This window comes from Frankia sp. R43 (genome assembly GCF_001306465.1).
Lineage (GTDB): Bacteria > Actinomycetota > Actinomycetes > Frankiales > Frankiaceae > Parafrankia > Parafrankia irregularis.
In genome coordinates this window covers 74,107-96,798 of the sequence record NZ_LFCW01000010.1, presented here as the reverse complement: position 1 = coordinate 96,798, position 22,692 = coordinate 74,107, and the positions used below count along the sequence as shown (strand labels likewise).

The window sequence follows — 22,692 nt, the reverse complement described above, 5'->3', positions numbered from 1 at the left end:
TATCCCTGGCGCGGAGCTCAGACCCGGCGACGCTTCGGCGGGCGGCAGCCGTTGTGCGGGGTGGGGGTGACGTCCTGGATCGCGCCGACTTCCAGGCCAGCGGCCTGCAGCGAACGGATCGCGGTCTCCCGGCCGGAGCCGGGGCCCTTGACGAAGACGTCAACCTTGCGCATCCCGTGCTCCTGCGCCTTGCGGGCCGCGTTCTCAGCGGCCATCTGCGCGGCATACGGGGTGGACTTGCGGGAGCCCTTGAAGCCGACGTGGCCGGCCGAGGCCCAGGAGATCACGTTGCCACTGGGGTCCGTGATCGAGACGATCGTGTTGTTGAACGTGCTCTTGATGTGAGCGTGCCCGTGGGCGACGTTCTTCTTTTCCTTGCGCCGGACTTTCTTGACGCCGGCGGCGCGTGTCTTGGGAGGCATAACCCGTGGTCTCCGTCTACGAGGTCGTCGGTCAGCGGTCGTGACGCCCGGGCCGGCGCGAAAGCGAAAGTGGCCCGAGCGGAACCGATGACTACTTCTTGCCGGCCTTCTTCTTCCCGGCGATGGCGCGGCGCGGGCCCTTGCGGGTACGCGCGTTGGTGTGCGTCCGCTGGCCGTGGACGGGAAGGTTGCGGCGGTGACGGAGACCCTGGTAGCAGCCGATCTCCATCTTGCGGCGAATGTCCTGCTTGATCTCGCGGTTGAGGTCACCCTCGACGCGGTAGTTCGCGTCGATCCACTCCCGGAGCTTCTGGACCTCTTCGTCGGTGAGGTCGCGAACCCGGGTGTCCGGGTTGACGCCGGTGGCGGCGAGAGTCTCCTTGGAACGGCTACGGCCGATCCCGAAGATGTAGGTCAGTGCGATCTCGACCCGCTTCTCGCGGGGAAGGTCGACACCTGACAGGCGTGCCATGACGCGATGGTTCCTTCCTGCATCCGGAGGTCTCGGGCGACACCCTCCTCGCCGGGACGACCACACCTTGACGGCGAAAATCAGCCCGTAGTCGACGAGGCCCCGGCCTCCGACCGGGGGTGGAACCGCATGATGCGGTCTGGTGTCGCTTCTGCTGGCAGGCTGCGAACCTGCCGGTTGTCGGCGGCGAGCTCAGGCCCGCCGCCAGTGAGCGTTTTCCATCTCGAGGTGCACGGCCATGGGGCCGCAGCGCCGGGTCGACGACGGAAAACGCCCAGTCATCAGCCCTGGCGCTGCTTGTGACGCAGGTTGTCGCAGATGACCATGACACGCCCGTGACGGCGGATCACCTTGCACTTGTCGCAGATCTTCTTGACGCTCGGCTTGACCTTCACGGCCGCGAGAACCTCCACACGCAGCTGTGGGCCGCGCTTGCTGGTGGGATGACGACTACTTGTAGCGGTAGACGATGCGACCGCGGGACAGGTCGTATGGCGAGAGCTCCACCACCACCCGGTCCTCCGGGAGGATACGGATGTAGTGCTGGCGCATCTTGCCACTGATGTGGGCGAGAACGCGATGACCGTTCTGGAGCTCCACCCGGAACATCGCGTTCGGGAGCGGCTCCACTACTCGGCCTTCGATCTCGATGGCCCCGTCCTTCTTCGGCATGTCCTCCGCTGTCCTGACGTCGACGCTTGGGATGACGGACCCTGCCCCTGATGGACCCTGACCCGTATGGACCGGCGCCGCACCCCAGAGAGCACCACGCGAGATCATCGCGCCAGGTCACCGCGCGGGCTCGCCGTGTGAACGACGAACACCGACAACGCTTGAGACCGTCGACTCCTGAGTGTACGTGCCCGGCCCGTCAAGGGCCAACAGGGGGCCCGCCGACCTCAGCCCGCGCCCTCGTGACCGTCGACCATCCCGGGGCCACCAACCCGTCGAGGCGTCCGCGAGCCGTGGCGTCCCGGCGGCCGCGCGGCGTCGGCCGGGGCGTCAGCCGGTCGGGGCGTCAGCCGGCTGGCCGCAGGCCACACCGAGCGCGGCGAAGCGCGCCACGCCGCCATCCGGCTCGGTCAGGACCCACGGCCCACGCGGAGTCACCGCCACCGAGTGTTCGGTGTGGGCAGCGAGCGACCCATCCTTCGTCGCGACCGTCCACTCGTCCGAGAGAATCACCGTGTCCGGCGAACCGAGAGTGATCATCGGCTCGATGGCCAGCGCCACCCCCTCGACCAGCTTCAGGCCGCGCCCAGGCCGGCCGTAGTTCAGCACGTGCGGCGGCTGGTGCATCTCCGTGCCGATGCCGTGACCGCCGTAGTGGTCCACGATGCCGTAGCCATGCGGGGTGATGTGGCGCTCCACCGCGTTGCTGATGTCGGTCAGCCTGCCGCCGAGCTGGGCGGCCGCCAGGCCCCGCCACAGCGCCTCGTCACAGACCCGCAGCATGTCGAGCACCTCGGGGGCCACCTCGCCGACGGGGACGGTGATCGCCGAGTCTCCGTGCCAGCCGTCGACGATCGCTCCGCAGTCGATCGAGACGATGTCACCCTCGCGCAGCACCCGCCGCCGGCTCGGGATCGCATGCACGACCTCGTTGTTCACCGAGCTGCAGATCGACGCGGGGTAGGGCGGGTGGGCGTAGCCCTTGAAGGACGGAATGCCGCCGTCGGCCCGGATCGTCTTCTCCGCGAGTTCGTCCAGATCGGCCGTGGTAACCCCGGGCGCGACCGCTTCCCGCAGCTTGGCCAGGGTTTTCGCGACGAGCAGCCCGGCCACCCGCATCTTGGCGATCTCAGATGCCGTCTTGATCTGGACATGCTCTCGTCGTGCCACGGTCTGACCGGTCCCGTCCTCAGTAGTGTTCGCCCTGTTCAGCAACCCAGCCGAGCCGTCAGTCCCACTGGGGGCGTGCCGCCACGGGGCAGGGCCGGTGGGCCCTGGCCGGCCGGCTCGGCTCCGCAGGCCTGGTCATCGCCTCCCGGCGCCGGGAGGCGAGCCAGGCCCCGCGGAAACTGGCTTCCGCGCCGACAGGCCCCACCTCTTCCTCGACGATAACCGCCCGGAGCCGCCGCGACGTGGCCGCGGTCGAGTCCGGGCCGCCCGGTTCGTGACCAGGCGCCCCGCGCAGGTGCCGACTGCTCCAGCCCGAGCAGTCGGCCCGCCCATCCGCCGGCAGGGTCCGCCGACGCGGATCAGTCGGCACAGTGGCGTCAGTCGGCGCAGTGGGGTCAGTCGGCGTAGTGGCGCAGCGCGTCCAAGGCGCGATCGGTCACGTTGTCCACCGGCCCGGTCGCGTCGATACCGATGAGAACGCCCTTGGCCGCGTAGTAGGCGACGAGTGGAGCTGTCTGCTCCGCGTACACCTCCAGGCGGTGGCGAACGGTCTCCGAACGGTCGTCGTCCCGCTGGAACAGCTCACCCGAGCAGCGGTCGCAGACCCCTTCGTCGCGGGGCGGATCGAAGTCGAGATGCCAGATGTGCCCGCAGTTGCGGCAGGTGCGACGACCGGAGAGCCGGCGCACCACCTCGTCGTCGTCGACGACGAGCTCGAGCACGACGTCGAGGCGGGTGCCCATCTCGTCCAGCATGCCGCCGAGCACCTCGGCCTGCGGCACGTTGCGGGGGAAGCCGTCCAGGAGGAAGCCCTTGACCGCGTCGTCCTCGGCGAGCCGGTTGCGCACCATACCGATGGTGATCTCGTCGGGGACGAGGTCACCGGCATCCATGTAGGTCTTCGCCAGGACACCCAGCTCGGTGCCTTCGCGCACGTTCGCCCGGAAGATGTCACCGGTCGAGATCTTCGGAATGGACCTCGCCTGGGCTATGAAGGCGGCCTGCGTTCCCTTACCTGCACCGGGCGGTCCGACCAGTACGAGGCGCACTACCGGAGGAATCCTTCGTAGTTGCGCAGCATCAGCTGGCTTTCAATCTGTTTCACGGTTTCCAGCCCCACTCCCACCATGATCAGCACCGACGTACCAGCGAACGGGAAGGGCTGGTCCTTGGTCAGGTTGAGAAGCGCCAACGGCAACACCGTGATGACCCCCAGGAACAACGAGCCAGGGAGGGTGATGCGGGACAGCACGTGGTCCAGGTATTCGGCCGTCGGGCGGCCGGGCCGGATCCCCGGGATGAACCCGCCGTACTTCTTCATGTTGTCCGCGACCTCCGTCGGATTGAAGGTGATCGCGACGTAGAAGTACGTGAAGAAGATGATCAGCGCGCCGTAGGCCACGAGATAGAGCGGGTGGTCGCCGCGGGAGAGGTAGCGCTGCTCGAAATCCTGGAATGTCTGGTTGCTCCACACCTGGCCCAGCAGCTGCGGGAGCTGAAGGAGCGACGAGGCGAAGATGACCGGGATGATGCCGGCCTGGTTCACCTTGATCGGCAGATAGGTAGAGGTCCCGCCGTACATGCGGCGCCCGATGAGGCGCTTCGCGTACTGGACGGGGATCCGACGCTGCGACTGCTCGACGAAGATGACGAACACGACGATCGCGAGGCCCAGCAGGATCACCAGGCCGAAGACGAGGCCGCCGGCGACCTGGAGGATGCGCCCGCCCTGCGAGGGCAGCTGCGCGGCGATCGAGGTGAAGATCAGCAGCGACATGCCGTTGCCCACGCCGCGGGCCGTGATCAGCTCGCCCATCCACATGATGACCGACGTGCCGGCGGTCATCGTGATCACGATGGTGGCGATACGGAAGAGGCTGGTGTCCGGAATGATGGCGGCGCTGCAGCTCGGGAAGAGCCGACCGCTGCGCGCCAGCGCCACGATGCCGGTGGCCTGCAGAACCCCCAGCGCGATCGTCAGATAACGGGTGTACTGAGTGAGCTTTTGCTCACCCGAACTGCCTTCCTTCTTCAGCTGCTCAAGCCGCGGGATGACCACGACGAGCAGCTGGATGATGATGCTCGACGTGATGTACGGCATGATGCCGAGCGCGAAGACCGACAGCTGCAGGAGTGCGCCACCGCTGAACAGGTTGATCAGCGAGTAGACGTTGCTGCTGTCCTCGCTGGCCGCATCCAGACAGGAGTTCACCGCCGCTGTGGAGACGCCGGGCGACGGCATGACGCTGCCCAGCCGGAACAGGACGACGATGCCTGCGGTAAAGAGCAGCTTCTTCCGCAGGTCGGGCGTGCGGAAGGCCCGCGTGAAGGCGGTGAGCACGTCTCCTCCTGCTGTTCCTACGGCTGACGGGACGGCGCGGCGTTTGGTGCAGATCTCCGGCGGCCCTGGAAGCGGACCGTACGCGGTGAGGCGACTCTAACAGCACCTGAGGCTCACTCGTCCGGACATCACGCGCGGTAGGCACTGGTGTACCGGGATCCCGGTGCGCAAACCACTGCCAAACCACGCCAAGCCCAAACCACTGCCGAGCCGGCGTGTGCCGGTATCCGTACAGTGGCCTGTCCTGCCCGGGTCACGCGGCGAGATGTGCTTACAACCACCTCGCCGCACGGCCCGGCAAAGCACGAACGCCTCGGGACGGGCGTGGGTACGCCCGTCCCGAGGCGCTGTCAGACCTGGGTGACGCTGCCGCCGGCGGCCTCGATCTTCTGCTTGGCCGAGCCGGAGAAAGCGTGCGCGGTGACCTGAACGGCCACGCCGATCTCCCCGTCGCCGAGGACCTTCACCAACGACTTCGAGCGGACGGCGCCGGCGGCCACCAGCTCGTCGACGCCGACCGTGCCACCCTCGGGGAACAGCTCCTCGATCGTGGCGACGTTCACCACCTGGTACTCGGTACGGAAACGGTTACGGAAGCCCTTCAGCTTCGGAACCCGCATATGCAGTGGCATCTGGCCACCCTCGAAGCGGGCCGGAACCTGCTTACGGGCCTTGGAACCCTTCGTACCACGCCCCGCGGTCTTTCCCTTGGAGCCCTCACCGCGGCCCACCCGCTGCTTCTTCTTGTGGGCACCAGGCGCCGGGCGAAGGTGATGGACCTTCAGCCCGAGCGCACGGGGCTCCTGGGCACCGGCGGAATCCGCCTTCTCGAGCGTCTGCTCGGCCATCAGGAGTCCACCTCCTCGACCCGCACGAGATGGGTCACGGTAGCGATCATCCCACGAACCTCGGGACGATCCTCACGAACAGTGCTGCCGTTGATACGGCGCAGGCCCAGCGTCCGCAGCGTCTCACGCTGGTTGCGGGTTCCGCCGATCTCGGAGCGGATCTGGGTGATGCGCAGCTTCGCCATTACGCACCGACCCCAGCCGCCCGCGCGCGAAGCATAGCCGGCGGAGCGACGTCCTCCAGCGGCAGCCCACGACGAGCGGCGATCTCCTCAGGCCGCATCAGCCCGCGCAGCGCCGCGACGGTCGCGTGCACGATGTTGATCGGGTTCGAGGACCCCAGCGACTTCGACAGCACGTCGTGCACACCGGCGCACTCCAGCACCGCACGCACCGGGCCACCGGCGATGACACCGGTACCCGGCGAGGCCGGCTTGAGCAGCACGACACCGGCGGCGTCCTCACCCTGCACCGGGTGCGGGATGGTGGAGCCGATCCGCGGAACCTTGAAGAAGTGCTTCTTGGCCTCCTCGACCCCCTTGGCGATAGCCGCCGGGACCTCCTTGGCCTTGCCGTAGCCGACGCCGACGGTCCCGTCCGCGTCACCGACGACGACGAGCGCCGTGAAGCTGAAGCGGCGCCCGCCCTTCACGACCTTCGCCACCCGGTTGATGGCGACGACCCGCTCGACATAAGCGGTCTTCTCCTGCGCCGGGCCACCGCCCGAACGGTCGCGGCGCTCGCGGCGGTCGGAACCGCCGGAGCCGCCTCCGCGGCGCTGCTGGCCTGGCATCTAGAACATCTCCCTAGTAGCTGTGGTCATCAGAAGTTCAGCCCGCCTTCGCGGGCCGCGTCCGCCAACGCGGCGATCCGGCCGTGGTAGGTGCGACCACCGCGGTCGAACACCACGGCCTCGATCCCGGCGGCGCGGGCACGCTCCGCGACGAGGCGGCCGACCTCGCGGGCCTTGGCGCTCTTGTCTCCCTCGGAGGCGCGCAGACCGTCCTCCAGCGTGGAGGCCGAGGCCAACGTGTGCCCGGCGACGTCGTCGATGACCTGGGCGTAGATGTGCCGCGAGGACCGGGTGACGACGAGACGCGGGCGGACCGGGGTGCCCGACACCTTCTTGCGCACACGAACGTGGCGGCGGAGCTTGGCCGTCCGCCGACGCGCGCTGGCGCTGAGGCTCACTGCCATGTCTGTCTACCTACTTCCCGGTCTTCCCGACCTTGCGGCGAACGACCTCGCCCTGGTAGCGCACGCCCTTGCCCTTGTAGGGGTCCGGCTTGCGCAGCCCGCGAATCTTGGCGGAGACCTCGCCGACCAGCTGCTTGTCGATGCCGTGCACGACGAAGCGGGTCGGGGCCTGCACCTCGAACCGGATGCCCTCGGGCGCCTTCACCGGAACCGGGTGGCTGTAGCCGAGAGCGAACTCCAGATCCGAGCCCTTGGCCTGGACTCGGTAACCGACACCGACGATCTCCAGCGTCTTGGAGTAACCGGTGGTGACCCCGACGACCATGTTGGAGACGAGCGTCCGGGTGAGGCCGTGCAGAGCGCGGCTACGCCGCTCGTCGTTGGGCCGGCTGACGACGATCTGACCGTCCTCGCGGGCGACCTCGATCGGCTCGACGACAGTGTGACTCAGGGTCCCCTTGGGGCCCTTCACCGTCACCGTCGGGCCATCGAGAGTCACCTCGACGCCGCTGGGAACACTGATGGGCTGGCGCCCGATCCGTGACATCGTTCGCCTTCCTTACCAGACGTAGGCGAGGACTTCCCCGCCCACGCCCCGCTTGCCGGCCTGCCTGTCGGTCAGCAGCCCCGACGAGGTAGAGATGATTGCAACACCCAGGCCGCCAAGGACCTTCGGCAGATTCGTCGACTTCGCGTAGACGCGCAGACCCGGCTTGCTGATCCGCTTCACGCCCGCGATGGAACGCTCCCGGTTCGGGCCGTACTTGAGGTCGACGATCAGAGTCCTGCCGACCGCGCCCGGCGGTGCGTCCTCGACGTGCCAGCCGGTGATGTAACCCTCCTGCTGGAGGATCTCGGCGATGTGAGTCTTGATCTTGCTGTGCGGCATCACCACCCGGTCGTGATAAGCCCGGTTGGCGTTGCGGACACGGGTGAGCATGTCCGCGATCGGATCAGTCATCGTCATGGCTTGACGCCTTTCTCACGGCGGTTCCCGGTGCTCGCACCGGAGCCGGTCGGGCCTACCGCGATCGTGTGGGTACTACCAGGAGCCCCGGGTAACCCCCCGGGAGCTCCTTCCAACTGCCCTGAGCTCCGTCTACTACCAGGAGCTCTTGGTGACGCCCGGCAGCTCGCCCCGGTGGGCCATCTGCCGCAGGCACACCCGGCACAGCCCGAACACCCGGTAGACCGAGCGCGGGCGGCCACACCGCTGGCAGCGGGTGTAGCCACGCACGGCGTACTTGGGCTTGCGGGCGGCCTTCTCGACCAGCGCCTTCTTCGCCATCTCTCAGCTCTCCCGGAACGGGAAGCCCAGCGCGCGCAGCAGCGCCCGGCCCTCGTCGTCGTTGGTCGCGGTGGTCACGACCGTGATGTCCATACCGCGGACCCGGTCGATCTTGTCGATGTCGATCTCGTGGAAGATCGACTGCTCGGTCACACCGAACGTGTAGTTGCCCGCGCCGTCGAACTGCTTGGGCGACAGCCCGCGGAAGTCGCGAATGCGGGGCAGCGCGATCGAGACCAGGCGGTCGAGGAACTCCCACATCCGGTCACCGCGCAGGGTCACCTTCGCCCCGATTGGCTGGCCCTCGCGCAGCTTGAACTGGGCGATCGACTTCTTGGCCCGACGGATCGCCGGCTTCTGGCCGGTGATGGCCGTGAGGTCCCGGGTGGCTCCGTCGATCAGCTTCGCGTCCCGGGCGGCGTCGCCGACACCCATGTTGACGACGACCTTCACCACGCCTGGGATCTGCATGACGTTGCCGTAGGAGAACTGCTCCCGCAGAGCCGGGGAGATCTCCTCGCGGTACCGCTGCTTCAGCCGAGGGACCGGCCGGGCTTCCGTGGTCACACTCATGTCTCGTTTCCTAGCCTTGCGCCGGGGGCCTAGAGCTCGGCACCGGTGCGGCGCGAGATCCGGACCTTGGTGCCGTCCTCGTTGATGCGGTAACCGACACGGGTCGGCTTGCCATCCGACGGATCGACGATCATCACGTTGCTCACGTGGATCGGCGCTTCCTGGGTGACGATTCCCCCGGACTGCGAGCCACGTGCGCTCTGCTGGACCCGGGTGTGCTTCGTGATCCGGTTCGCGCCCTCGACGACGACCTTGTTCTGGTCGGGGAGAGCCCGGATGACCTTGCCCTTGAGGCCCCGGTCCTTGCCAGTGATGATCTGGACCGTGTCGCCCTTCTTGATCTTCAAACCGGCCACGGTCTAGAGCACCTCCGGCGCCAGCGAAATAATCTTCATGAAACGCTTGTCCCGCAGCTCACGGCCGACCGGGCCGAAAATGCGGGTACCGCGGGGGTCTCCCCCGTCTCGGATGAGGACCGCCGCGTTCTCGTCGAACCGGATGTAGGAGCCGTCCGGCCGCCGCCGCTCCTTGGTGGTGCGCACCACGACCGCCTTGACCACGTCGCCGCGCTTCACGCCGGCGCCGGGCAGGGCGTCCTTCACCGTTCCGACGATGATGTCGCCGATCCCCGCGTAACGACGCCCAGAGCCGCCGAGAACCCGGATGCACAGAATCTCCCTGGCTCCGGTGTTGTCGGCGACCCGAAGTCGCGACTCCTGCTGAATCACTTTCCGCTCCTGATCACCCGTTGCCGCCGTTGCAATCCCTCGTACGAGGCGATGAGGGCCGCCTGTGGTGCGGCACCGCCTCGCGCCGGCACCCGGCCGGCCGTCCCCGTGGTCACGGCACCCTCGGGGCCGGATCCGGCGAGAGAATCCGGATCACTGCCGGGCCGATCACCGCCGGGCTGTGGTGGCGCGCGCCGATCACGACCCGCGCCACCACTGCCATCAGGCCGCCTCGGACCTACTTGGCCTTCTCGAGGACCTCGACGACCCGCCAGCGCTTGGTGGCCGACAGGGGCCGCGTCTCCATCAGCAGAACGCGGTCGCCGACACCGACGGTGCCGGCCTCGTCGTGCGCCTTGACCCTCTTCGTACGACGGATCGTCTTGCCGTAGAGCGGGTGCTGGACCCGGTCCTCGACCGCGACGACAACCGTCTTCTCCATCTTGTCGCTGATCACCAGACCCTCACGCACCTTGCGGAAACCCCGCGCGGCGGCCTCGTCGGTGGCGGCAGCGGTGGTGCTGCTTTCCGTGCTCACTTCTTCTCCGCTCACTGCGCTCACGCCCGATCCGTGCCGGCGTCGTCCAACGCGACGGCCGGGTCATCGCTCAGCCCGAGCTCACGCTCGCGCATAACCGTGTAGATCCGCGCGATGTCCTGACGGATGTCGCGCAGCCGCCGGTTGTTGCGCAGCTGACCAGTCGCGGCCTGGAACCGGAGGTTGAACAGCTCCTCCTTGGCCTCCCGCAACTTGTCCACCAGCTCGCCGGCGGACAGGGCGCGCAGATCGTCCGCTGTCGTGACGGCCATCAGGCACCACCCTCACGGGTCACGAAACGGCACTTCATCGGCAGCTTGTGGATGGCGCGGCGCATCGCCTCACGGGCGACGGGCTCCTGGACACCGGACAGCTCGAACATGATGCGTCCGGGCTTGACGTTGGCAACCCACCACTCCGGCGAGCCCTTACCGGAACCCATCCGGGTCTCGGCCGGCTTCTTGGTCAGCGGACGGTCCGGGTAGATGTTGATCCAGACCTTTCCACCACGCCGGATGTGCCGGGTCATCGCGATACGCGCCGACTCGATCTGCCGGTTCGTCACGTAGGCCGGCTCCAAGGCCTGGATCGCGTACTCGCCGAAGGCGATCCTCGTGCCGCCCTTGGCCGCGCCCGTCCGCTTGGGGTGGTGCTGCTTGCGGTGCGCGACCTTCCGGGGAATGAGCATGTTTCCTAACCCTCCGCCTTCTCCGGCGCGCCCTGGGCCTCGGCGACCACCGGGGCCGACGTCACCTCGGGCGCGACCGCCTCGGGCGCCGCCGGGCTGGCCGGCGTGCTCTCGGTCGCGGTCTTCTCGCCCGAGGTCTTCTCGCCCGACGCCTTCTCCGCCGCTGCGCCACCGGCTCCGCCGCTGCCGCCACGACCGCGGCGCTCACCCGCGCGGGCAGCCGCCCGGCCGGCGTCCGTACCGCCCTGCGTGGTGCCCGACGAACCCGAGCGCGGGCCACGGCGCGGACGGTCGCGACGCTGCTGACGAAGCAGCGCCTCCTGCGCCTCCCGCTCCGCGCGGCTCTGGACGACGTCGCCCTTGTAGATCCAGACCTTCACGCCGATGCGGCCGAAGTTCGTCCTGGCCTCGTAGAAGCCGTAGTCGATGTCCGCACGCAGCGTGTGCAGCGGCACCCGGCCCTCGCGGTAGAACTCCGACCGGCTCATCTCGGCGCCGCCCAGGCGGCCCGAGCACTGAACCCGGATGCCCTTCGCGCCGCCCTTCATCGCCGACTGCATCGCCTTGCGCATCGCCCGCCGGAAGCTGACCCGGCTGGACAGCTGCTCGGCGACGCCCTGGGCGACGAGCTGCGCGTCGGTCTCGGGGTTCTTGACCTCGAGGATGTTGAGCTGCACCTGCTTGCCGGTGAGCTTCTCCAGGTCACCGCGGATGCGGTCGGCCTCGGCGCCGCGACGACCGATCACGATGCCCGGACGGGCGGTGTGGATGTCCACCCGCAGCCGGCCCTGGGTGCGCTCGATGTCGACGCGGCTGATGCCGGCCCGCTCCATACCGCGGGACATCATCTTGCGGATCTTGACGTCCTCACCGACGTACGCCTTGTACTGCTTGTCGGCGTACCAGCGGGAGGTGAACTCCGACGTGATGCCAAGTCGGAACCCGTGCGGGTTTACCTTCTGCCCCACTACCGGGCCCTCCTTGTCGTCCTGGCGCCGGCGCCCGTCGCGACCGGTTCCCGGCTCTCCACCACGACCGTGATGTGGCTGGTGCGCTTACGGATCCGGTACGCACGGCCCTGCGCGCGGGGCCGGATGCGCTTGAGCGTCGGCCCCTCGTCGACGTAAGCCGCGCTGATCCACAGCGTCGCCGGGTCCAGGGAGTGGTTGTTCTCGGCGTTGGCCACCGCGCTCGCGACGACCTTGTAGACGTCGGTGCTCGCCGCCTGCGGGGCGAACCGCAGGATGTCGAGCGCCTCGCCGGCCGCCCGGCCGCGGACCAGGTCGACGACCCGGCGCGCCTTGGTCGGGGAGGTGTGGACGTACCGGGCGGTCGCCTTGGCTCCGGGCAGGCCGGCGCGGGTCAGACCCTCGACGAGGTCGTCAGCCACGACGTGACCTCCGGTCCTCCTTGACGTGCCCGCGGAACGTGCGCGTCGGCGCGAACTCGCCAAGCTTGTGGCCGACCATGCCCTCGGTGATGAACACCGGGACGTGCTTGCGGCCGTCGTGCACGGCGATGGTGTGGCCCAGCATGTCGGGGATCACGGTCGAGCGTCGCGACCAGGTCCTGATGACGTGCTTGGTGCCCTTCTCGTTCTGGGCGTCCACCTTCTTGAGCAGGTGGTCGTCGACGAACGGGCCCTTCTTAAGACTGCGTGGCATGGCTGTGTCTCCTCCTTCCTGCTCAGTGGTGGGGGTGGATCGAGGTGGCCGGCACGCTCATTGTTACCGCCGCCTGTTCTGCTTGCGCCGACGCACGATCATCGCGTCGCTGGACTTCTTGGTCCGCCGGGTCCGGCCCTCGGGACGGCCCTTCGGGTTGACCGGGTGGCGGCCACCGGAGGTCTTGCCCTCACCACCACCATGCGGGTGGTCGACCGGGTTCATGGCGACACCACGCACGGTGGGCCGACGGCCCTTCCAGCGCATGCGGCCGGCCTTGCCCCAGTTGATGTTGCTCTGCTCGGCGTTACCGACCTCGCCGACGGTCGCGCGGCAGCGCACGTCGACGTTGCGGATCTCACCGGAGGGCATCCGGAGCTGGGCGTACGGGCCGTCCTTGGCGACGAGCTGCACACTGGCGCCGGCGCTGCGGGCGATCTTGGCGCCGCCGCCGGGGCGCAGCTCGATCGCATGCACCACGGTGCCGGTCGGGATGTTACGCAGCGGCAGGGCGTTGCCCGGCTTGATGTCGGCGCCGACGCCCGAACTCACCATGTCGCCCTGGCGCAGCTTCACCGGGGCGAGGATGTAGCGCTTCTCGCCGTCCAGGTAGTGCAGCAGCGCGATGCGCGCGGTGCGGTTCGGGTCGTACTCGATGTGCGCGACCTTGGCCGGCACGCCGTCCTTGTCCCGGCGGAAGTCGATGAGCCGGTAGGCGCGCTTGTGGCCACCGCCCTGGTGCCGGGTGGTGATCCGCCCGTGGACGTTACGACCGCCCTTGGAGTGCAGCGGCCGGACGAGGGACTTCTCGGGGTGATCACGGGTGATCTCGACGAAGTCGGCGACGCTCGACCCACGACGCCCCGGCGTCGTCGGCTTGTACCTACGAATACCCATGCTCTACTTCCGATCCGACGCCGGGCTGTGCGGCACCCGGGTGAGCCCCACGCGGGTGTCAGGCACCGGGGCCTCCGAAGATCTCGATGGTGTCACCGGGCGCGAGGCTCACGAGCGCACGCTTCGTGGCCGGGCGGTGTCCCCAGCCGGACTTGGTCCGCTTGCGCTTGCCCTGCCGGTTGATCGTGTTGACGCTGGTGACCCGCACGTTGAAGATCTTCTGCACGGCGAGCTTGATCTGCGTCTTGTTGGCGTCGGGGCGGACGATGAACGTGTAGACGTTCTCGTCGAGCAGGCCGTAGCTCTTCTCGGAGACGACCGGGCGAAGAATGATGTCACGCGGGTCGGGGATCACTTGTCCTCCTGCTCGCCGGCCGAGATCGCCGGACGGGAGCCACGCGCGAGGAACGCGGCGAGCGCGCCCTCGGTGAACACCACGTCGTCGCTCACCAGCACGTCGTACGTGTTGAGCTGGCCCGGGTCGAGCAGGTGCACGGCCTCGACGTTGCGCAGGCTGAGCCAGGTCAGCTCGTCCGAACGCTGCGCGACGACCAGCACCCGGCGGGCGTCGACCAGGCTGGTCAGCGCCTTGAAGGCGGCCTTCGTGGACGGCGCGTCGCCGGCGACCAGTGCGGAGACCACGTGCACCCGGTCGTTGCGGGCCCGGTCGGACAGGGCCCCGCGCAGCGCGGCGGCCTTCATCTTCTTGGGCGTGCGCTGCTCGTAGCTGCGCGGCGTCGGGCCGTGGACGATTCCACCACCGGTGAACTGCGGCGCACGCAGCGAACCCTGCCGCGCCCGGCCGGTGCCCTTCTGGCGGTACGGCTTGCGACCACCACCGCGAACCTCGCCGCGGGTCTTGGTGGAGTGCGTGCCCTGCCGTGCCGCGGCGAGCTGCGCCACCACGACCTGGTGGATGAGCGGCACGTTGAGCGGCACGTCGAAGACGGCGCCCGGCAGCTCGACGCTGCCCGCGTCGCCACCCGCCGGCGCGTGCACCGGGACCGTGCGGTCGACCGGCGCATCCACCTCGACGGAGGCTTCCTCAGTCACTGTTGCCGTCGCGCTCATGCCGAGGCCTCCTCAGCGGTGCCAGCGGTCGCACCTTCGGCCACCGGAGCGAGCGGCTCCGGCGCGGGCCGCTTGGCCGCGCTGCGCACGAAGACCAGACCGCCGTCGGGGCCGGGGACCGCACCCTTGATCAGCAGAAAACCACGCTCGGTGTCCACGGCGTGGATGGTCAGCCCGGCCACGGTGACCCGGGCGTGCCCCATCCGACCGGCCATCCGCAGGCCCTTGAAGACCCGGCCCGGGGTGGCACAGCCACCGACCGATCCCGGGGAGCGGTGCTTGCGCTCGACGCCGTGACCGGCGCCCAGGCCCTTGAAGCCGTGCCGCTTCATGACACCGGCGAAGCCCTTGCCCTTGGAGGTGCCGGTGACGTCGACGACCTGACCGGCGTCGAACAGCTCACCGGTCAGCTCCTGGCCGGCCCGGTAGTTGCCGGCGTCCGCCGTGCGGAGCTCCACCAGGTGCCGCCGGGGGGTGACCCCGGAGGTCTCGAAGTGGCCTCGCAGCGGCTTGTTGATCCGACGCGGGTCGATCTCGCCGAAGCCGAGCTGGACGGCGGAGTAGCCGTCGTTGTCGAGCGTCTTGACCTGAGTCACGACGTTGGGGCCGGCCTGAATGACGGTGACCGGCACGACGCGGTTGTTCGCGTCCCATACCTGGGTCATCCCGAGCTTGGTGCCCAGGAGCCCTCTGTAATTGCGGTTGAGCATGACTGGCGCCGGCCCCTCTTACAGCTTGATCTCGATGTCCACGCCGGCGGGCAGGTCGAGGCGCATCAGCGAGTCGACCGTCTTCGGCGTCGGGTCAAGGATGTCGATCAGCCGCTTGTGCGTCCGCATCTCGAAGTGCTCGCGGCTGTCCTTGTACTTGTGCGGCGACCGGATGACGCAGTAGACGTTCTTCTCCGTCGGCAGCGGCACCGGACCCGCGACCTGCGCACCGGTACGCGTCACGGTCTCGACGATCTTCCGCGCCGAGCTGTCGATGACCTCGTGGTCATAGGCCTTGAGCCGGATGCGGATCTTCTGTGCCGCCATGGTGGGCTTCGCCTGTCCTGTCTGTCTCGTCCGGCCGGTATCACTACCGGGTCCCCGTCGACCTGTCCGGCGCTGCGCGGCGCGGGCTGCCGTCGGGATCGACGGCCTGCCCGGCCGGGCCGGATTCGTGCCGGGTGTACCGCCTTGTCTGACGCCTATCGGTTCCGCAACGCGGCCCGCAGGCAACTTCCGTGCCCGGTCTCGCGCTGACCCGGGGCGATCGGAGTCGCCCCGGCGTGCCGCCGGGCAGCAAGAGCGGGCGGCGGGGCCCCGTGGGGCACCCGCCGCCCGCCGCTACTACTTGATGACCTTCAGAACCTGGCCCGCGCCGACGGTCCGGCCACCCTCGCGGATGGCGAAGCGCAGACCTTCCTCCATGGCGATCGGCTGGATGAGCTCGACCGTCATCTCGGTGTTGTCGCCCGGCATGACCATCTCGGTGCCCTCGGGGAGGGTCACGACGCCGGTCACGTCGGTGGTGCGGAAGTAGAACTGCGGCCGGTAGTTCTTGAAGAACGGCGTGTGCCGCCCACCCTCGTCCTTGTTGAGGATGTAGACGCGCGCCTCGAACACCGTGTGCGGGGTGATCGACTTCGGCTTGACGATGACCTGGCCGCGCTCGACGTCCTCGCGCTTGATACCACGCAGGAGCAGACCGACGTTGTCACCGGCCTGGCCCTCGTCGAGCAGCTTGCGGAACATCTCGACGCCGGTCACGGTCGTCGTCGTGGTCGCGTCCTTGATACCGACGATCTCGACGGTCTCGTTGACCTTGACGATTCCACGCTCGATACGGCCGGTGACGACTGTGCCACGACCGGTGATCGTGAAGACGTCCTCGATCGGCATGAGGAACGGCCGGTCGATGTCACGCTCGGGCTCGGGGATGGACTCGTCCACCGCCGCCATGAGCTCGAGGAGCTTCGCGCCCCACTCCTTGTCGCCCTCCAGCGCCTTGAGCGCGGAGACGCGGATGACCGGCACGTCGTCGCCGGGGAACTCGTAGGTGTTCAGGAGCTCCCGGACCTCGAGCTCGACGAGCTCGAGGATCTCCTCGTCGTCGACCATGTCGGCCTTGTTCAGCGCGACGACGATGTAAGGCACGCCGACCTGGCGGGCGAGGAGCACGTGCTCCTTCGTCTGCGGCATCGGGCCGTCGGTCGCCGAGACCACCAGGATCGCGCCGTCCATCTGCGCGGCACCGGTGATCATGTTCTTGATGTAGTCGGCGTGGCCGGGGCAGTCGACGTGCGCGTAGTGCCGCGCGTCGGTCTGGTACTCGACGTGCGCGATCGAGATCGTGATACCGCGGGCCTTCTCCTCCGGCGCCTTGTCGATCTGGTCGAACGGCGTGAAGGGGTTGAGGTCCGGGTGCGCGTCGTGCAGAACCTTGGTGATGGCTGCCGTCAGCGTCGTCTTGCCATGGTCGATGTGACCGATGGTGCCGATGTTGACGTGCGGCTTGGTCCGCTCGAACTTCTGCTTCGCCACTGGTGTCCCTCCAAGGACGGGTGGTGTCGTGCGTGTCTCGTCGTCAGTGGGCCGGCACTGTCGTCAGTGGTGCCGGCACGGGGCCCGCTTGGAAGGCCTGACTACTCGCCCCTTGCCTTCGCGATGATCTCCTTGGCGACGTTCGCGGGAACCTCGGCATAGGAGTCGAACTGCATCGAGTAACTCGCCCGACCGGAGGTCTTCGAACGCAGGTCGCCGACGTACCCGAACATCTCCGAGAGCGGGACCAGGGCCTTGACGATGCGGGAACCGCCTCGCTCGTCCATCGCCTGGATCTGCCCACGGCGTGAGTTCAGGTCGCCGATCACGTCACCCATATGGTCCTCGGGTGTCGTGACCTCGACCGACATCAGCGGCTCGAGGATGACCGGGTCAGCCTTGCGCGCCGCGTCCTTGAAGGCCATCGAGCCGGCGATCTTGAAGGCGAGCTCCGAGGAGTCCACCTCGTGGAACTGACCGTCCCGCAGGGTGACCTTGACGTCCACCAGCGGGTAGCCGGCCAGGACGCCGAACTCCATGGCCTCCTGGCAGCCGGCGTCCACCGAGGGGATGAACTCCTTGGGGATGCGACCGCCGGTGACCTTGTTCGAGAACTCGTAACCGCCGCCGTCGCCGCCGGAAGGCTCGAGGTCGATGATCACGCGGGCGTACTGACCGGAGCCACCCGTCTGCTTCTTGTGGGTGTAGTCGACCTTCTCCACCTTGCGGCGGATGGTCTCCCGGTAGGCCACCTGCGGCTTACCGACGTTGGCCTCGACACCGAACTCGCGGCGCATCCGGTCGACCAGGACGTCGAGGTGCAGCTCGCCCATCCCGGCGATGACCGTCTGGCCGGTCTCCTCGTCGGTGCGGACCTGGAAGGTCGGGTCCTCTTCGGCGAGACGCTGGATCGCGGTGCCCAGCTTCTGCTGGTCGGCCTTGGTCTTCGGCTCGATGGCGACGTCGATGACCGGGGCAGGGAAGATCATCGACTCGAGGATGACCGGCGAGTTCGGGTCGCACAGCGTGTCACCGGTGGTGGTGTTCTTCAGGCCCACCACGGCGACGATCTGGCCGGCGCCCGCGCCCTCGCGGTCCTCCCGGTGGTTGGCGTGCATCTGGAGGATGCGGCCGATCCGCTCCTTGCGGTCCTTGGTCGAGTTCAGGACCGCGGAACCACCACTGATCTTGCCGGAGTACACCCGGATGTAGGTCAGCTTGCCGACGTACGGGTCCGACATGATCTTGAAGGCGAGAGCGGAGAACGGCTCGCTCTCGTCGGCCTTGCGGACGACCTCGGTGTCCTCGTTACCGACCGAGTGGCCGGTGACCGAGCCGATGTCGGTCGGCGAGGGCAGGAAGTCGATGACCGCGTCGAGCATGGGCTGGACGCCCTTGTTCTTGAACGCGGAACCGCAGAGCACAGGGTTGATCTTGCTGCTGACGGTCGCCCGCCGCAGCGCCGCCATGAGCTGCTCCTCGGTGGGCTCGACGCCCTCGAGGTAGAGCTCCATGAGCTCGTCGTCGTTCTCGGAGACGGTCTCGACCAGCTTCTCCCGCCATTCCTGCGCGGCTTCGGCGTGGTCTTCGGGGATGTCGACCGTCTCGTACGAGGCGCCCTTGTCCTCGGTGTGCCAGAGCAGGCCCTTCATGCGGATCAGGTCGATCACGCCGCGGAAGTCGGCCTCGACACCCCAGGGCAGCTGGATGACGGCGGGCGTCGCGTCCAGCCGGTCGATCATCATGTCGACGCAGCGGTGGAACTCGGCGCCGACCCGGTCCATCTTGTTGACGAACGCGATCCGCGGGACGTCGTAGCGGTCGGCCTGCTTCCACACCGTCTCGCTCTGCGGCTCGACGCCGGCGACGGCGTCGAACACGGCGACCGCACCGTCGAGGACCCGCAGCGACCGCTCCACCTCGACGGTGAAGTCGACGTGGCCCGGAGTGTCAATGATGTTGATGGTGTGATCGCGCCACGAGCAGGTGGTGGCGGCGGAGGTGATGGTGATCCCCCGCTCCTGCTCCTGCTCCATCCAGTCCATCGTGGCGCCACCCTCGTGGACTTCACCGATCTTGTAGTTCACACCGGTGTAGTAGAGGATCCGCTCGGTGGTCGTGGTCTTGCCCGCGTCGATGTGGGCCATGATCCCGATGTTGCGGGTCGCGGCCAGCGCGGCACGTACGTCAGCAGACATGATGGCTTACCAGCGGTAGTGGGCGAAGGCCTTGTTGGACTCCGCCATCTTGTGGGTGTCCTCCCGGCGCTTCACGCTCGCGCCGAGGCCGTTGCTCGCGTCGATCAGCTCGTTCATCAGACGCTCGGTCATCGTCTTCTCACGACGGCCACGGGCGTACCCGACGATCCAGCGCAGAGCCAGCGTGGTGCTGCGGCCCGCGCGAACCTCGACCGGCACCTGGTAGGTGGCGCCACCGACTCGGCGGCTGCGCACCTCAAGGGTGGGCTTGACGTTGTCCAACGCGCGCTTGAGCGTGACGACCGGGTCGTTGCCGGTCTTGTTCTTGGCGCCCTCGAGCGCGCCGTAGACGATGCGCTCCGCCACCGACTTCTTGCCGCTCAGCAGCACCTTGTTGACCAGAGCGGTCACCAGCGGCGAGCCGTAGACCGGGTCGACAACGACGGCGTGCTTGGGCGCGGGCCCCTTGCGCGGCATCAGCCCTTCTCCTTCTTCGCGCCGTAGCGGCTGCGAGCCTGCTTCCGGTTACGGACGCCCTGCGTGTCGAGAGCGCCACGGACAATCTTGTAGCGAACGCCCGGAAGGTCCTTCACTCGGCCACCGCGCACCAGGACGATCGAGTGCTCCTGCAGGTTGTGACCAACCCCGGGGATGTAGGCGGTGACCTCGATCCCGCTGTTCAGCCGGACTCGAGCGACCTTGCGCAGCGCCGAGTTCGGCTTCTTGGGCGTGGTCGTGTAGACGCGGGTGCACACGCCACGACGCTGCGGGCTCCCCTTGAGTGCCGGGGTCTTGGTCTTCTCGACCTTGTCCTGCCGGCCCTTGCGGACCAACTGCTGGATCGTGGGCAACGCCGCTCCCGTTCCTTCGTGCCTCGTCGTACTCGTCGGCAGCCATCCCGGATGGCCGGCCTGTCTGCCTGCTGTGTAACGGTGCCGCTCCTGGCCGTCTGGCACGGAGTGTGAGCGCCGGTGTGCCCCTCTGCCGACCCACGCGGTCGGGCGTGTCGCACCTTCCGAACGATTCGGATGATCCGAACTGTCCCAGAAGGAGCGCGCCCACCCGACTGCCAGTCGGCCCGAACCTGACAGTCACCGACGGCTGCCTGATCACCTGGCCGCCCGGTTCATGCGGACCTCAGTCCAGCAGGAACCTAGCGGCTGGTTCTCGGCGCCACGGCGCCACGACAGGGCGCAGGACACACGCCAGAGCCACGTGGGCTCCAGCCACAGGCACCAACATTACTCCACGCCCGCGTCAAGTGTCGAACGGGGTATCAGCCGACGACCACGACACCCGGGATCGGGCAACCGATGCCCTGGCCTGCGGCTTCTCCGTCCACCGCAAGGCCCACACCGACGGGTCCGATCATCGGTGCGCTACCGGTGTCTTTCTGCCGTGTTGCCCGCGAGTGTTGTTGGAATGTTTGCGACCGGCACTGCTCGTCCCGGCCGTCGCCGGTGGTCATCCCGGTCGTTGCCGACGGGCCGATGACTCGTGGTTCTCGTCGCGACTCGCCACGGCTGCCCAGCTCACCCAAGCCGCCCCGGTCCATGCCGAGCCGCCCGATCCACCCCAGGACGCCCCTGTCAGCCGTGACTCGCCGGAGCGGCCGATTCCTCGCCCGCAGAGCCCCGGCCGGCCTGGACACCGGAACCAGACCCGGCCGGCCAGCGCTGAAAGGCTCGGTGGAACCGATGACGGACGACGGCCGTGCGGACCTCAGAACAGCCGAAATCCTCGACTCCTGCCTGGCGGCGGCCGCGTAACAGCGGCGGCAGCCAGCGGCGGCTACGGCGCGGAGCCATTTCTTGTAACCGCGATCCCCGGTCCTTCGCCCGGCCCGTCGGATGGCTGGGCGGCGCCGAGGTGAAGGATGGCACCGTGCGCAGTTCTCCGTCGTTTCCCGCCGCCTCCGAGCCACCGACCGCCGCCCCGACGCCCGGCGCGGCCCGCACAGGCGGCACAGGCGACACGGCCGGCACAGGCGGCGCAGGCGACACGGCCGGCACGGCAACCCGCCAGCGGGAGCTGCCGGCCCGGCCCAGCCGTGCGGAGGTGCTCGCCGCCTACGGCAGGACCGTCCCCGACCTCGTCGGCCCCGAGACCCGGGTGCTGCTGTGCGGCATCAACCCGTCGCTGGAGTCCGGAGCGACCGGATTCCATTTCGGGACGCCGAGCAATCGACTGTGGCCGGTCCTGCACCTGGCCGGCTTCACCCCCAGACGGCTGCATCCATCGGAGACCGACGAACTGCGGGGCTGCGGCATCGGCATCACCAATCTGGTGCACCGGGCCACGGCGCGTGCCGACGAGATCGACGACGGCGAGGTGCGGGCGGGCGTGGCAACCCTCACCGCGCTGGTGGAACGGGTCCAGCCGGAGTGGGTGGCATTCCTGGGGCTGGCCGCCTACCGCGTCGGCTTCGGCCGGCGGGCGGCGAAGGTGGGCCGGCAGGCGGAGCGCCTCGGCCCGGCCGGCGTATGGCTGCTGCCGAATCCCAGCGGCCTCAACGCCCACTATCAGCTCCCGGACCTGGTGCGCGTCTACGGCGAGCTGCGCGAGGCGGTGAGCGGGTCAGGCCCGCTCCCGCCCGGCTGAGCCGCCGAGGCTCTCCACCGTGACGGTGGGATAGGGATCGGCCAGCCGGCCGAGATCCGACGCGTCGCCGGTGAGGATCACACCACCACCGGCCTCGACAGCGGCGGCCACCGCGTGCGCGTCGGCGAGATACCGGGAACCGAGCCCGGCCTGGGCCAGCACCGCGCCGACGAGCCGGGCCATCGAGCGGTCGGTGTCGCGCAGGCACAGCGCCTCGGCATCCCGGGCGAGCAGGGCGTCCACCGCGGCGCTGCGGCCCGCGCCGCGGTAGAGCTCGGCGAGGACAGCGGAGGGCACGACGACGTCGCGGTCGAGCCGCGCCGCCGCCCGCAGCCAGTTCCGGACCTGAGCACGGCTGCGGTGGTCGCGCTGGAGCAGCGCGTTGACCGCCTCCGCGTCCAGCACGAGCCTCACGCCGACGGACCCCCGAGCAGCCGCATGTAGCCCTCGGTCTCCCGCTCGTCCGCCGCCGGATCACGCTCGGGCGCCTCGGCGTCGAGGCGGTCGACGAGGGCCGCCAGGGCCCGCTGACGCCGCCGCCGGTGCAGTTCGTCCCGCAGCGCCAGGTTGACCTGTGCCGAGAGGTTCTCCCCGGTGGCCTCCAGCTCGGCGACGAGGTCCGCGTCCAGCGTGATCGAGACCTTGCGCTTGGCCGACGAGCCGGAGACGCCTGGCTGGAGCCTGCTCATTTCCAACACCGCCACCGTCATGGATCAATCCTACTGTGATCCTACTGTGATCCCACCCCGAGCGCACGCCCCTTGACACGCCCAGGAACGCGAAAGGCCCGGCAGGC

Annotated in this window: 35 protein-coding genes; 1 reads left to right on the top strand and 34 read right to left on the bottom strand. The window is 68.7% G+C overall.

Annotated elements, in window-relative coordinates:
- Nucleotides 1-17: 17 nt before the first annotated feature.
- The 32 genes from rpsK to rpsL all read right to left on the bottom strand — a co-directional run bounded on the left by rpsK (nucleotide 18) and on the right by rpsL (nucleotide 20,146).
- Nucleotides 18-422, bottom strand: coding sequence for a 30S ribosomal protein S11 (gene rpsK / locus ACG83_RS34435; protein WP_006541560.1), 405 nt, complete (start codon nucleotides 420-422; stop codon nucleotides 18-20).
- A 91-nt stretch (nucleotides 423-513) separates the two neighbouring features.
- Nucleotides 514-894 (bottom strand): 30S ribosomal protein S13, encoded by a 381-nt coding sequence (gene rpsM, locus ACG83_RS34430; protein ID WP_006541559.1) that lies wholly within the window; start codon nucleotides 892-894, stop codon nucleotides 514-516.
- A gap of 281 nt (nucleotides 895-1,175) precedes the next feature.
- Nucleotides 1,176-1,289 (bottom strand): 50S ribosomal protein L36, encoded by a 114-nt coding sequence (rpmJ, locus tag ACG83_RS34425; protein ID WP_003956441.1) that lies wholly within the window; start codon nucleotides 1,287-1,289, stop codon nucleotides 1,176-1,178.
- Between the two features lie 55 nt (nucleotides 1,290-1,344).
- Nucleotides 1,345-1,566, bottom strand: coding sequence for a translation initiation factor IF-1 (gene infA / locus ACG83_RS34420; protein ID WP_006541558.1), 222 nt, complete (start codon nucleotides 1,564-1,566; stop codon nucleotides 1,345-1,347).
- A 330-nt stretch (nucleotides 1,567-1,896) separates the two neighbouring features.
- Nucleotides 1,897-2,736, bottom strand: a complete 840-nt coding sequence (gene map / locus ACG83_RS34415) for a type I methionyl aminopeptidase (RefSeq protein WP_054570441.1) — start codon at nucleotides 2,734-2,736, stop codon at nucleotides 1,897-1,899.
- Nucleotides 2,737-3,131: 395 nt separating this feature from the next.
- Nucleotides 3,132-3,785 (bottom strand): adenylate kinase, encoded by a 654-nt coding sequence (locus ACG83_RS34410; protein WP_006539153.1) that lies wholly within the window; start codon nucleotides 3,783-3,785, stop codon nucleotides 3,132-3,134.
- A complete protein-coding gene (secY, locus tag ACG83_RS34405) occupies nucleotides 3,785-5,077 on the bottom strand; it encodes a preprotein translocase subunit SecY (protein WP_054570440.1) in 1,293 nt (430 codons plus the stop codon). Before secY ends, ACG83_RS34410 begins: the two co-directional genes overlap by 1 nt.
- 350 nt (nucleotides 5,078-5,427) lie before the next feature.
- On the bottom strand, nucleotides 5,428-5,925 hold the full coding sequence (gene rplO / locus ACG83_RS34400) for a 50S ribosomal protein L15 (protein ID WP_006539151.1): 498 nt from the start codon (nucleotides 5,923-5,925) through the stop codon (nucleotides 5,428-5,430).
- On the bottom strand, nucleotides 5,925-6,110 hold the full coding sequence (gene rpmD / locus ACG83_RS34395; protein ID WP_006539150.1) for a 50S ribosomal protein L30: 186 nt from the start codon (nucleotides 6,108-6,110) through the stop codon (nucleotides 5,925-5,927). The genes rplO and rpmD overlap by 1 nt, the downstream gene beginning before the upstream one ends.
- On the bottom strand, nucleotides 6,110-6,718 hold the full coding sequence (gene rpsE, locus ACG83_RS34390) for a 30S ribosomal protein S5 (RefSeq protein ID WP_006539149.1): 609 nt from the start codon (nucleotides 6,716-6,718) through the stop codon (nucleotides 6,110-6,112). Before rpsE ends, rpmD begins: the two co-directional genes overlap by 1 nt.
- A gap of 29 nt (nucleotides 6,719-6,747) precedes the next feature.
- Nucleotides 6,748-7,122: a 50S ribosomal protein L18 gene (rplR, locus tag ACG83_RS34385; protein WP_054570439.1), complete on the bottom strand. Its 375-nt coding sequence runs from the start codon at nucleotides 7,120-7,122 to the stop codon at nucleotides 6,748-6,750.
- Nucleotides 7,123-7,132: 10 nt separating this feature from the next.
- Nucleotides 7,133-7,669 (bottom strand): 50S ribosomal protein L6, encoded by a 537-nt coding sequence (gene rplF, locus ACG83_RS34380; protein ID WP_054570438.1) that lies wholly within the window; start codon nucleotides 7,667-7,669, stop codon nucleotides 7,133-7,135.
- A gap of 12 nt (nucleotides 7,670-7,681) precedes the next feature.
- Complete coding sequence (gene rpsH / locus ACG83_RS34375) at nucleotides 7,682-8,089, bottom strand: 30S ribosomal protein S8 (protein ID WP_054570437.1); 408 nt, start codon at nucleotides 8,087-8,089, stop codon at nucleotides 7,682-7,684.
- Nucleotides 8,090-8,224: 135 nt separating this feature from the next.
- Nucleotides 8,225-8,410 carry a type Z 30S ribosomal protein S14 gene (locus ACG83_RS34370; RefSeq protein ID WP_006539145.1) on the bottom strand — a complete coding sequence of 62 codons (186 nt, stop codon included), beginning with the start codon at nucleotides 8,408-8,410 and terminating at the stop codon, nucleotides 8,225-8,227.
- Between the two features lie 3 nt (nucleotides 8,411-8,413).
- Nucleotides 8,414-8,983, bottom strand: a complete 570-nt coding sequence (gene rplE, locus ACG83_RS34365) for a 50S ribosomal protein L5 (RefSeq protein WP_054570436.1) — start codon at nucleotides 8,981-8,983, stop codon at nucleotides 8,414-8,416.
- Nucleotides 8,984-9,012: 29 nt separating this feature from the next.
- Nucleotides 9,013-9,330, bottom strand: a complete 318-nt coding sequence (rplX, locus tag ACG83_RS34360; protein WP_035950362.1) for a 50S ribosomal protein L24 — start codon at nucleotides 9,328-9,330, stop codon at nucleotides 9,013-9,015.
- Between the two features lie 12 nt (nucleotides 9,331-9,342).
- A complete protein-coding gene (gene rplN, locus ACG83_RS34355) occupies nucleotides 9,343-9,711 on the bottom strand; it encodes a 50S ribosomal protein L14 (RefSeq protein ID WP_006539142.1) in 369 nt (122 codons plus the stop codon).
- A gap of 238 nt (nucleotides 9,712-9,949) precedes the next feature.
- Nucleotides 9,950-10,249, bottom strand: coding sequence for a 30S ribosomal protein S17 (gene rpsQ, locus ACG83_RS34350; protein ID WP_054570435.1), 300 nt, complete (start codon nucleotides 10,247-10,249; stop codon nucleotides 9,950-9,952).
- A 20-nt stretch (nucleotides 10,250-10,269) separates the two neighbouring features.
- A complete protein-coding gene (gene rpmC, locus ACG83_RS34345; RefSeq protein ID WP_054570434.1) occupies nucleotides 10,270-10,521 on the bottom strand; it encodes a 50S ribosomal protein L29 in 252 nt (83 codons plus the stop codon).
- The gene (rplP, locus tag ACG83_RS34340) at nucleotides 10,521-10,937 is read right to left on the bottom strand and encodes a 50S ribosomal protein L16 (protein WP_054570433.1); all 417 of its coding nucleotides are present in this window, start codon (nucleotides 10,935-10,937) and stop codon (nucleotides 10,521-10,523) included. The genes rpmC and rplP overlap by 1 nt, the downstream gene beginning before the upstream one ends.
- Before the next feature lie 5 nt (nucleotides 10,938-10,942).
- The gene (rpsC, locus tag ACG83_RS34335; protein ID WP_054570432.1) at nucleotides 10,943-11,905 is read right to left on the bottom strand and encodes a 30S ribosomal protein S3; all 963 of its coding nucleotides are present in this window, start codon (nucleotides 11,903-11,905) and stop codon (nucleotides 10,943-10,945) included.
- The gene (gene rplV / locus ACG83_RS34330; protein ID WP_054570431.1) at nucleotides 11,905-12,327 is read right to left on the bottom strand and encodes a 50S ribosomal protein L22; all 423 of its coding nucleotides are present in this window, start codon (nucleotides 12,325-12,327) and stop codon (nucleotides 11,905-11,907) included. Before rplV ends, rpsC begins: the two co-directional genes overlap by 1 nt.
- Complete coding sequence (gene rpsS / locus ACG83_RS34325) at nucleotides 12,320-12,601, bottom strand: 30S ribosomal protein S19 (protein WP_006539136.1); 282 nt, start codon at nucleotides 12,599-12,601, stop codon at nucleotides 12,320-12,322. Before rpsS ends, rplV begins: the two co-directional genes overlap by 8 nt.
- A gap of 63 nt (nucleotides 12,602-12,664) precedes the next feature.
- Entirely contained in the window at nucleotides 12,665-13,498 is an 834-nt protein-coding gene (gene rplB / locus ACG83_RS34320) for a 50S ribosomal protein L2 (RefSeq protein WP_006539135.1), read from the bottom strand.
- 58 nt (nucleotides 13,499-13,556) lie between these two features.
- A complete protein-coding gene (gene rplW, locus ACG83_RS34315) occupies nucleotides 13,557-13,853 on the bottom strand; it encodes a 50S ribosomal protein L23 (RefSeq protein ID WP_006539134.1) in 297 nt (98 codons plus the stop codon).
- Nucleotides 13,850-14,569 (bottom strand): 50S ribosomal protein L4, encoded by a 720-nt coding sequence (rplD, locus tag ACG83_RS34310; RefSeq protein ID WP_054570430.1) that lies wholly within the window; start codon nucleotides 14,567-14,569, stop codon nucleotides 13,850-13,852. Before rplD ends, rplW begins: the two co-directional genes overlap by 4 nt.
- Entirely contained in the window at nucleotides 14,566-15,279 is a 714-nt protein-coding gene (gene rplC, locus ACG83_RS34305; protein ID WP_054570429.1) for a 50S ribosomal protein L3, read from the bottom strand. Before rplC ends, rplD begins: the two co-directional genes overlap by 4 nt.
- Nucleotides 15,280-15,297: 18 nt before the next feature.
- Nucleotides 15,298-15,606: a 30S ribosomal protein S10 gene (rpsJ, locus tag ACG83_RS34300; RefSeq protein ID WP_006539131.1), complete on the bottom strand. Its 309-nt coding sequence runs from the start codon at nucleotides 15,604-15,606 to the stop codon at nucleotides 15,298-15,300.
- 297 nt (nucleotides 15,607-15,903) lie between these two features.
- Nucleotides 15,904-17,097 carry an elongation factor Tu gene (tuf, locus tag ACG83_RS34295; protein WP_054570428.1) on the bottom strand — a complete coding sequence of 398 codons (1,194 nt, stop codon included), beginning with the start codon at nucleotides 17,095-17,097 and terminating at the stop codon, nucleotides 15,904-15,906.
- Between the two features lie 101 nt (nucleotides 17,098-17,198).
- A complete protein-coding gene (gene fusA / locus ACG83_RS34290; RefSeq protein ID WP_054570427.1) occupies nucleotides 17,199-19,295 on the bottom strand; it encodes an elongation factor G in 2,097 nt (698 codons plus the stop codon).
- 6 nt (nucleotides 19,296-19,301) lie between these two features.
- The gene (rpsG, locus tag ACG83_RS34285) at nucleotides 19,302-19,772 is read right to left on the bottom strand and encodes a 30S ribosomal protein S7 (RefSeq protein ID WP_006539128.1); all 471 of its coding nucleotides are present in this window, start codon (nucleotides 19,770-19,772) and stop codon (nucleotides 19,302-19,304) included.
- Complete coding sequence (gene rpsL / locus ACG83_RS34280; RefSeq protein WP_009740532.1) at nucleotides 19,772-20,146, bottom strand: 30S ribosomal protein S12; 375 nt, start codon at nucleotides 20,144-20,146, stop codon at nucleotides 19,772-19,774. The genes rpsG and rpsL overlap by 1 nt, the downstream gene beginning before the upstream one ends.
- Nucleotides 20,147-21,179: 1,033 nt before the next feature.
- On the opposite strand from rpsL, the gene mug reads away from it, so the two are divergent.
- Complete coding sequence (gene mug / locus ACG83_RS34275) at nucleotides 21,180-21,896, top strand: G/U mismatch-specific DNA glycosylase (protein WP_083473833.1); 717 nt, start codon at nucleotides 21,180-21,182, stop codon at nucleotides 21,894-21,896.
- Here the strand turns inward: mug and ACG83_RS34270 are convergent.
- Together ACG83_RS34270 and ACG83_RS34265 are read right to left on the bottom strand one after the other, a co-directional pair.
- Nucleotides 21,873-22,310, bottom strand: a complete 438-nt coding sequence (locus ACG83_RS34270; RefSeq protein WP_054570426.1) for a PIN domain-containing protein — start codon at nucleotides 22,308-22,310, stop codon at nucleotides 21,873-21,875. The genes mug and ACG83_RS34270 overlap by 24 nt on opposite strands.
- Nucleotides 22,307-22,606: a type II toxin-antitoxin system CcdA family antitoxin gene (locus tag ACG83_RS34265; RefSeq protein WP_054570425.1), complete on the bottom strand. Its 300-nt coding sequence runs from the start codon at nucleotides 22,604-22,606 to the stop codon at nucleotides 22,307-22,309. The genes ACG83_RS34270 and ACG83_RS34265 overlap by 4 nt, the downstream gene beginning before the upstream one ends.
- Nucleotides 22,607-22,692 lie beyond the last annotated feature (86 nt).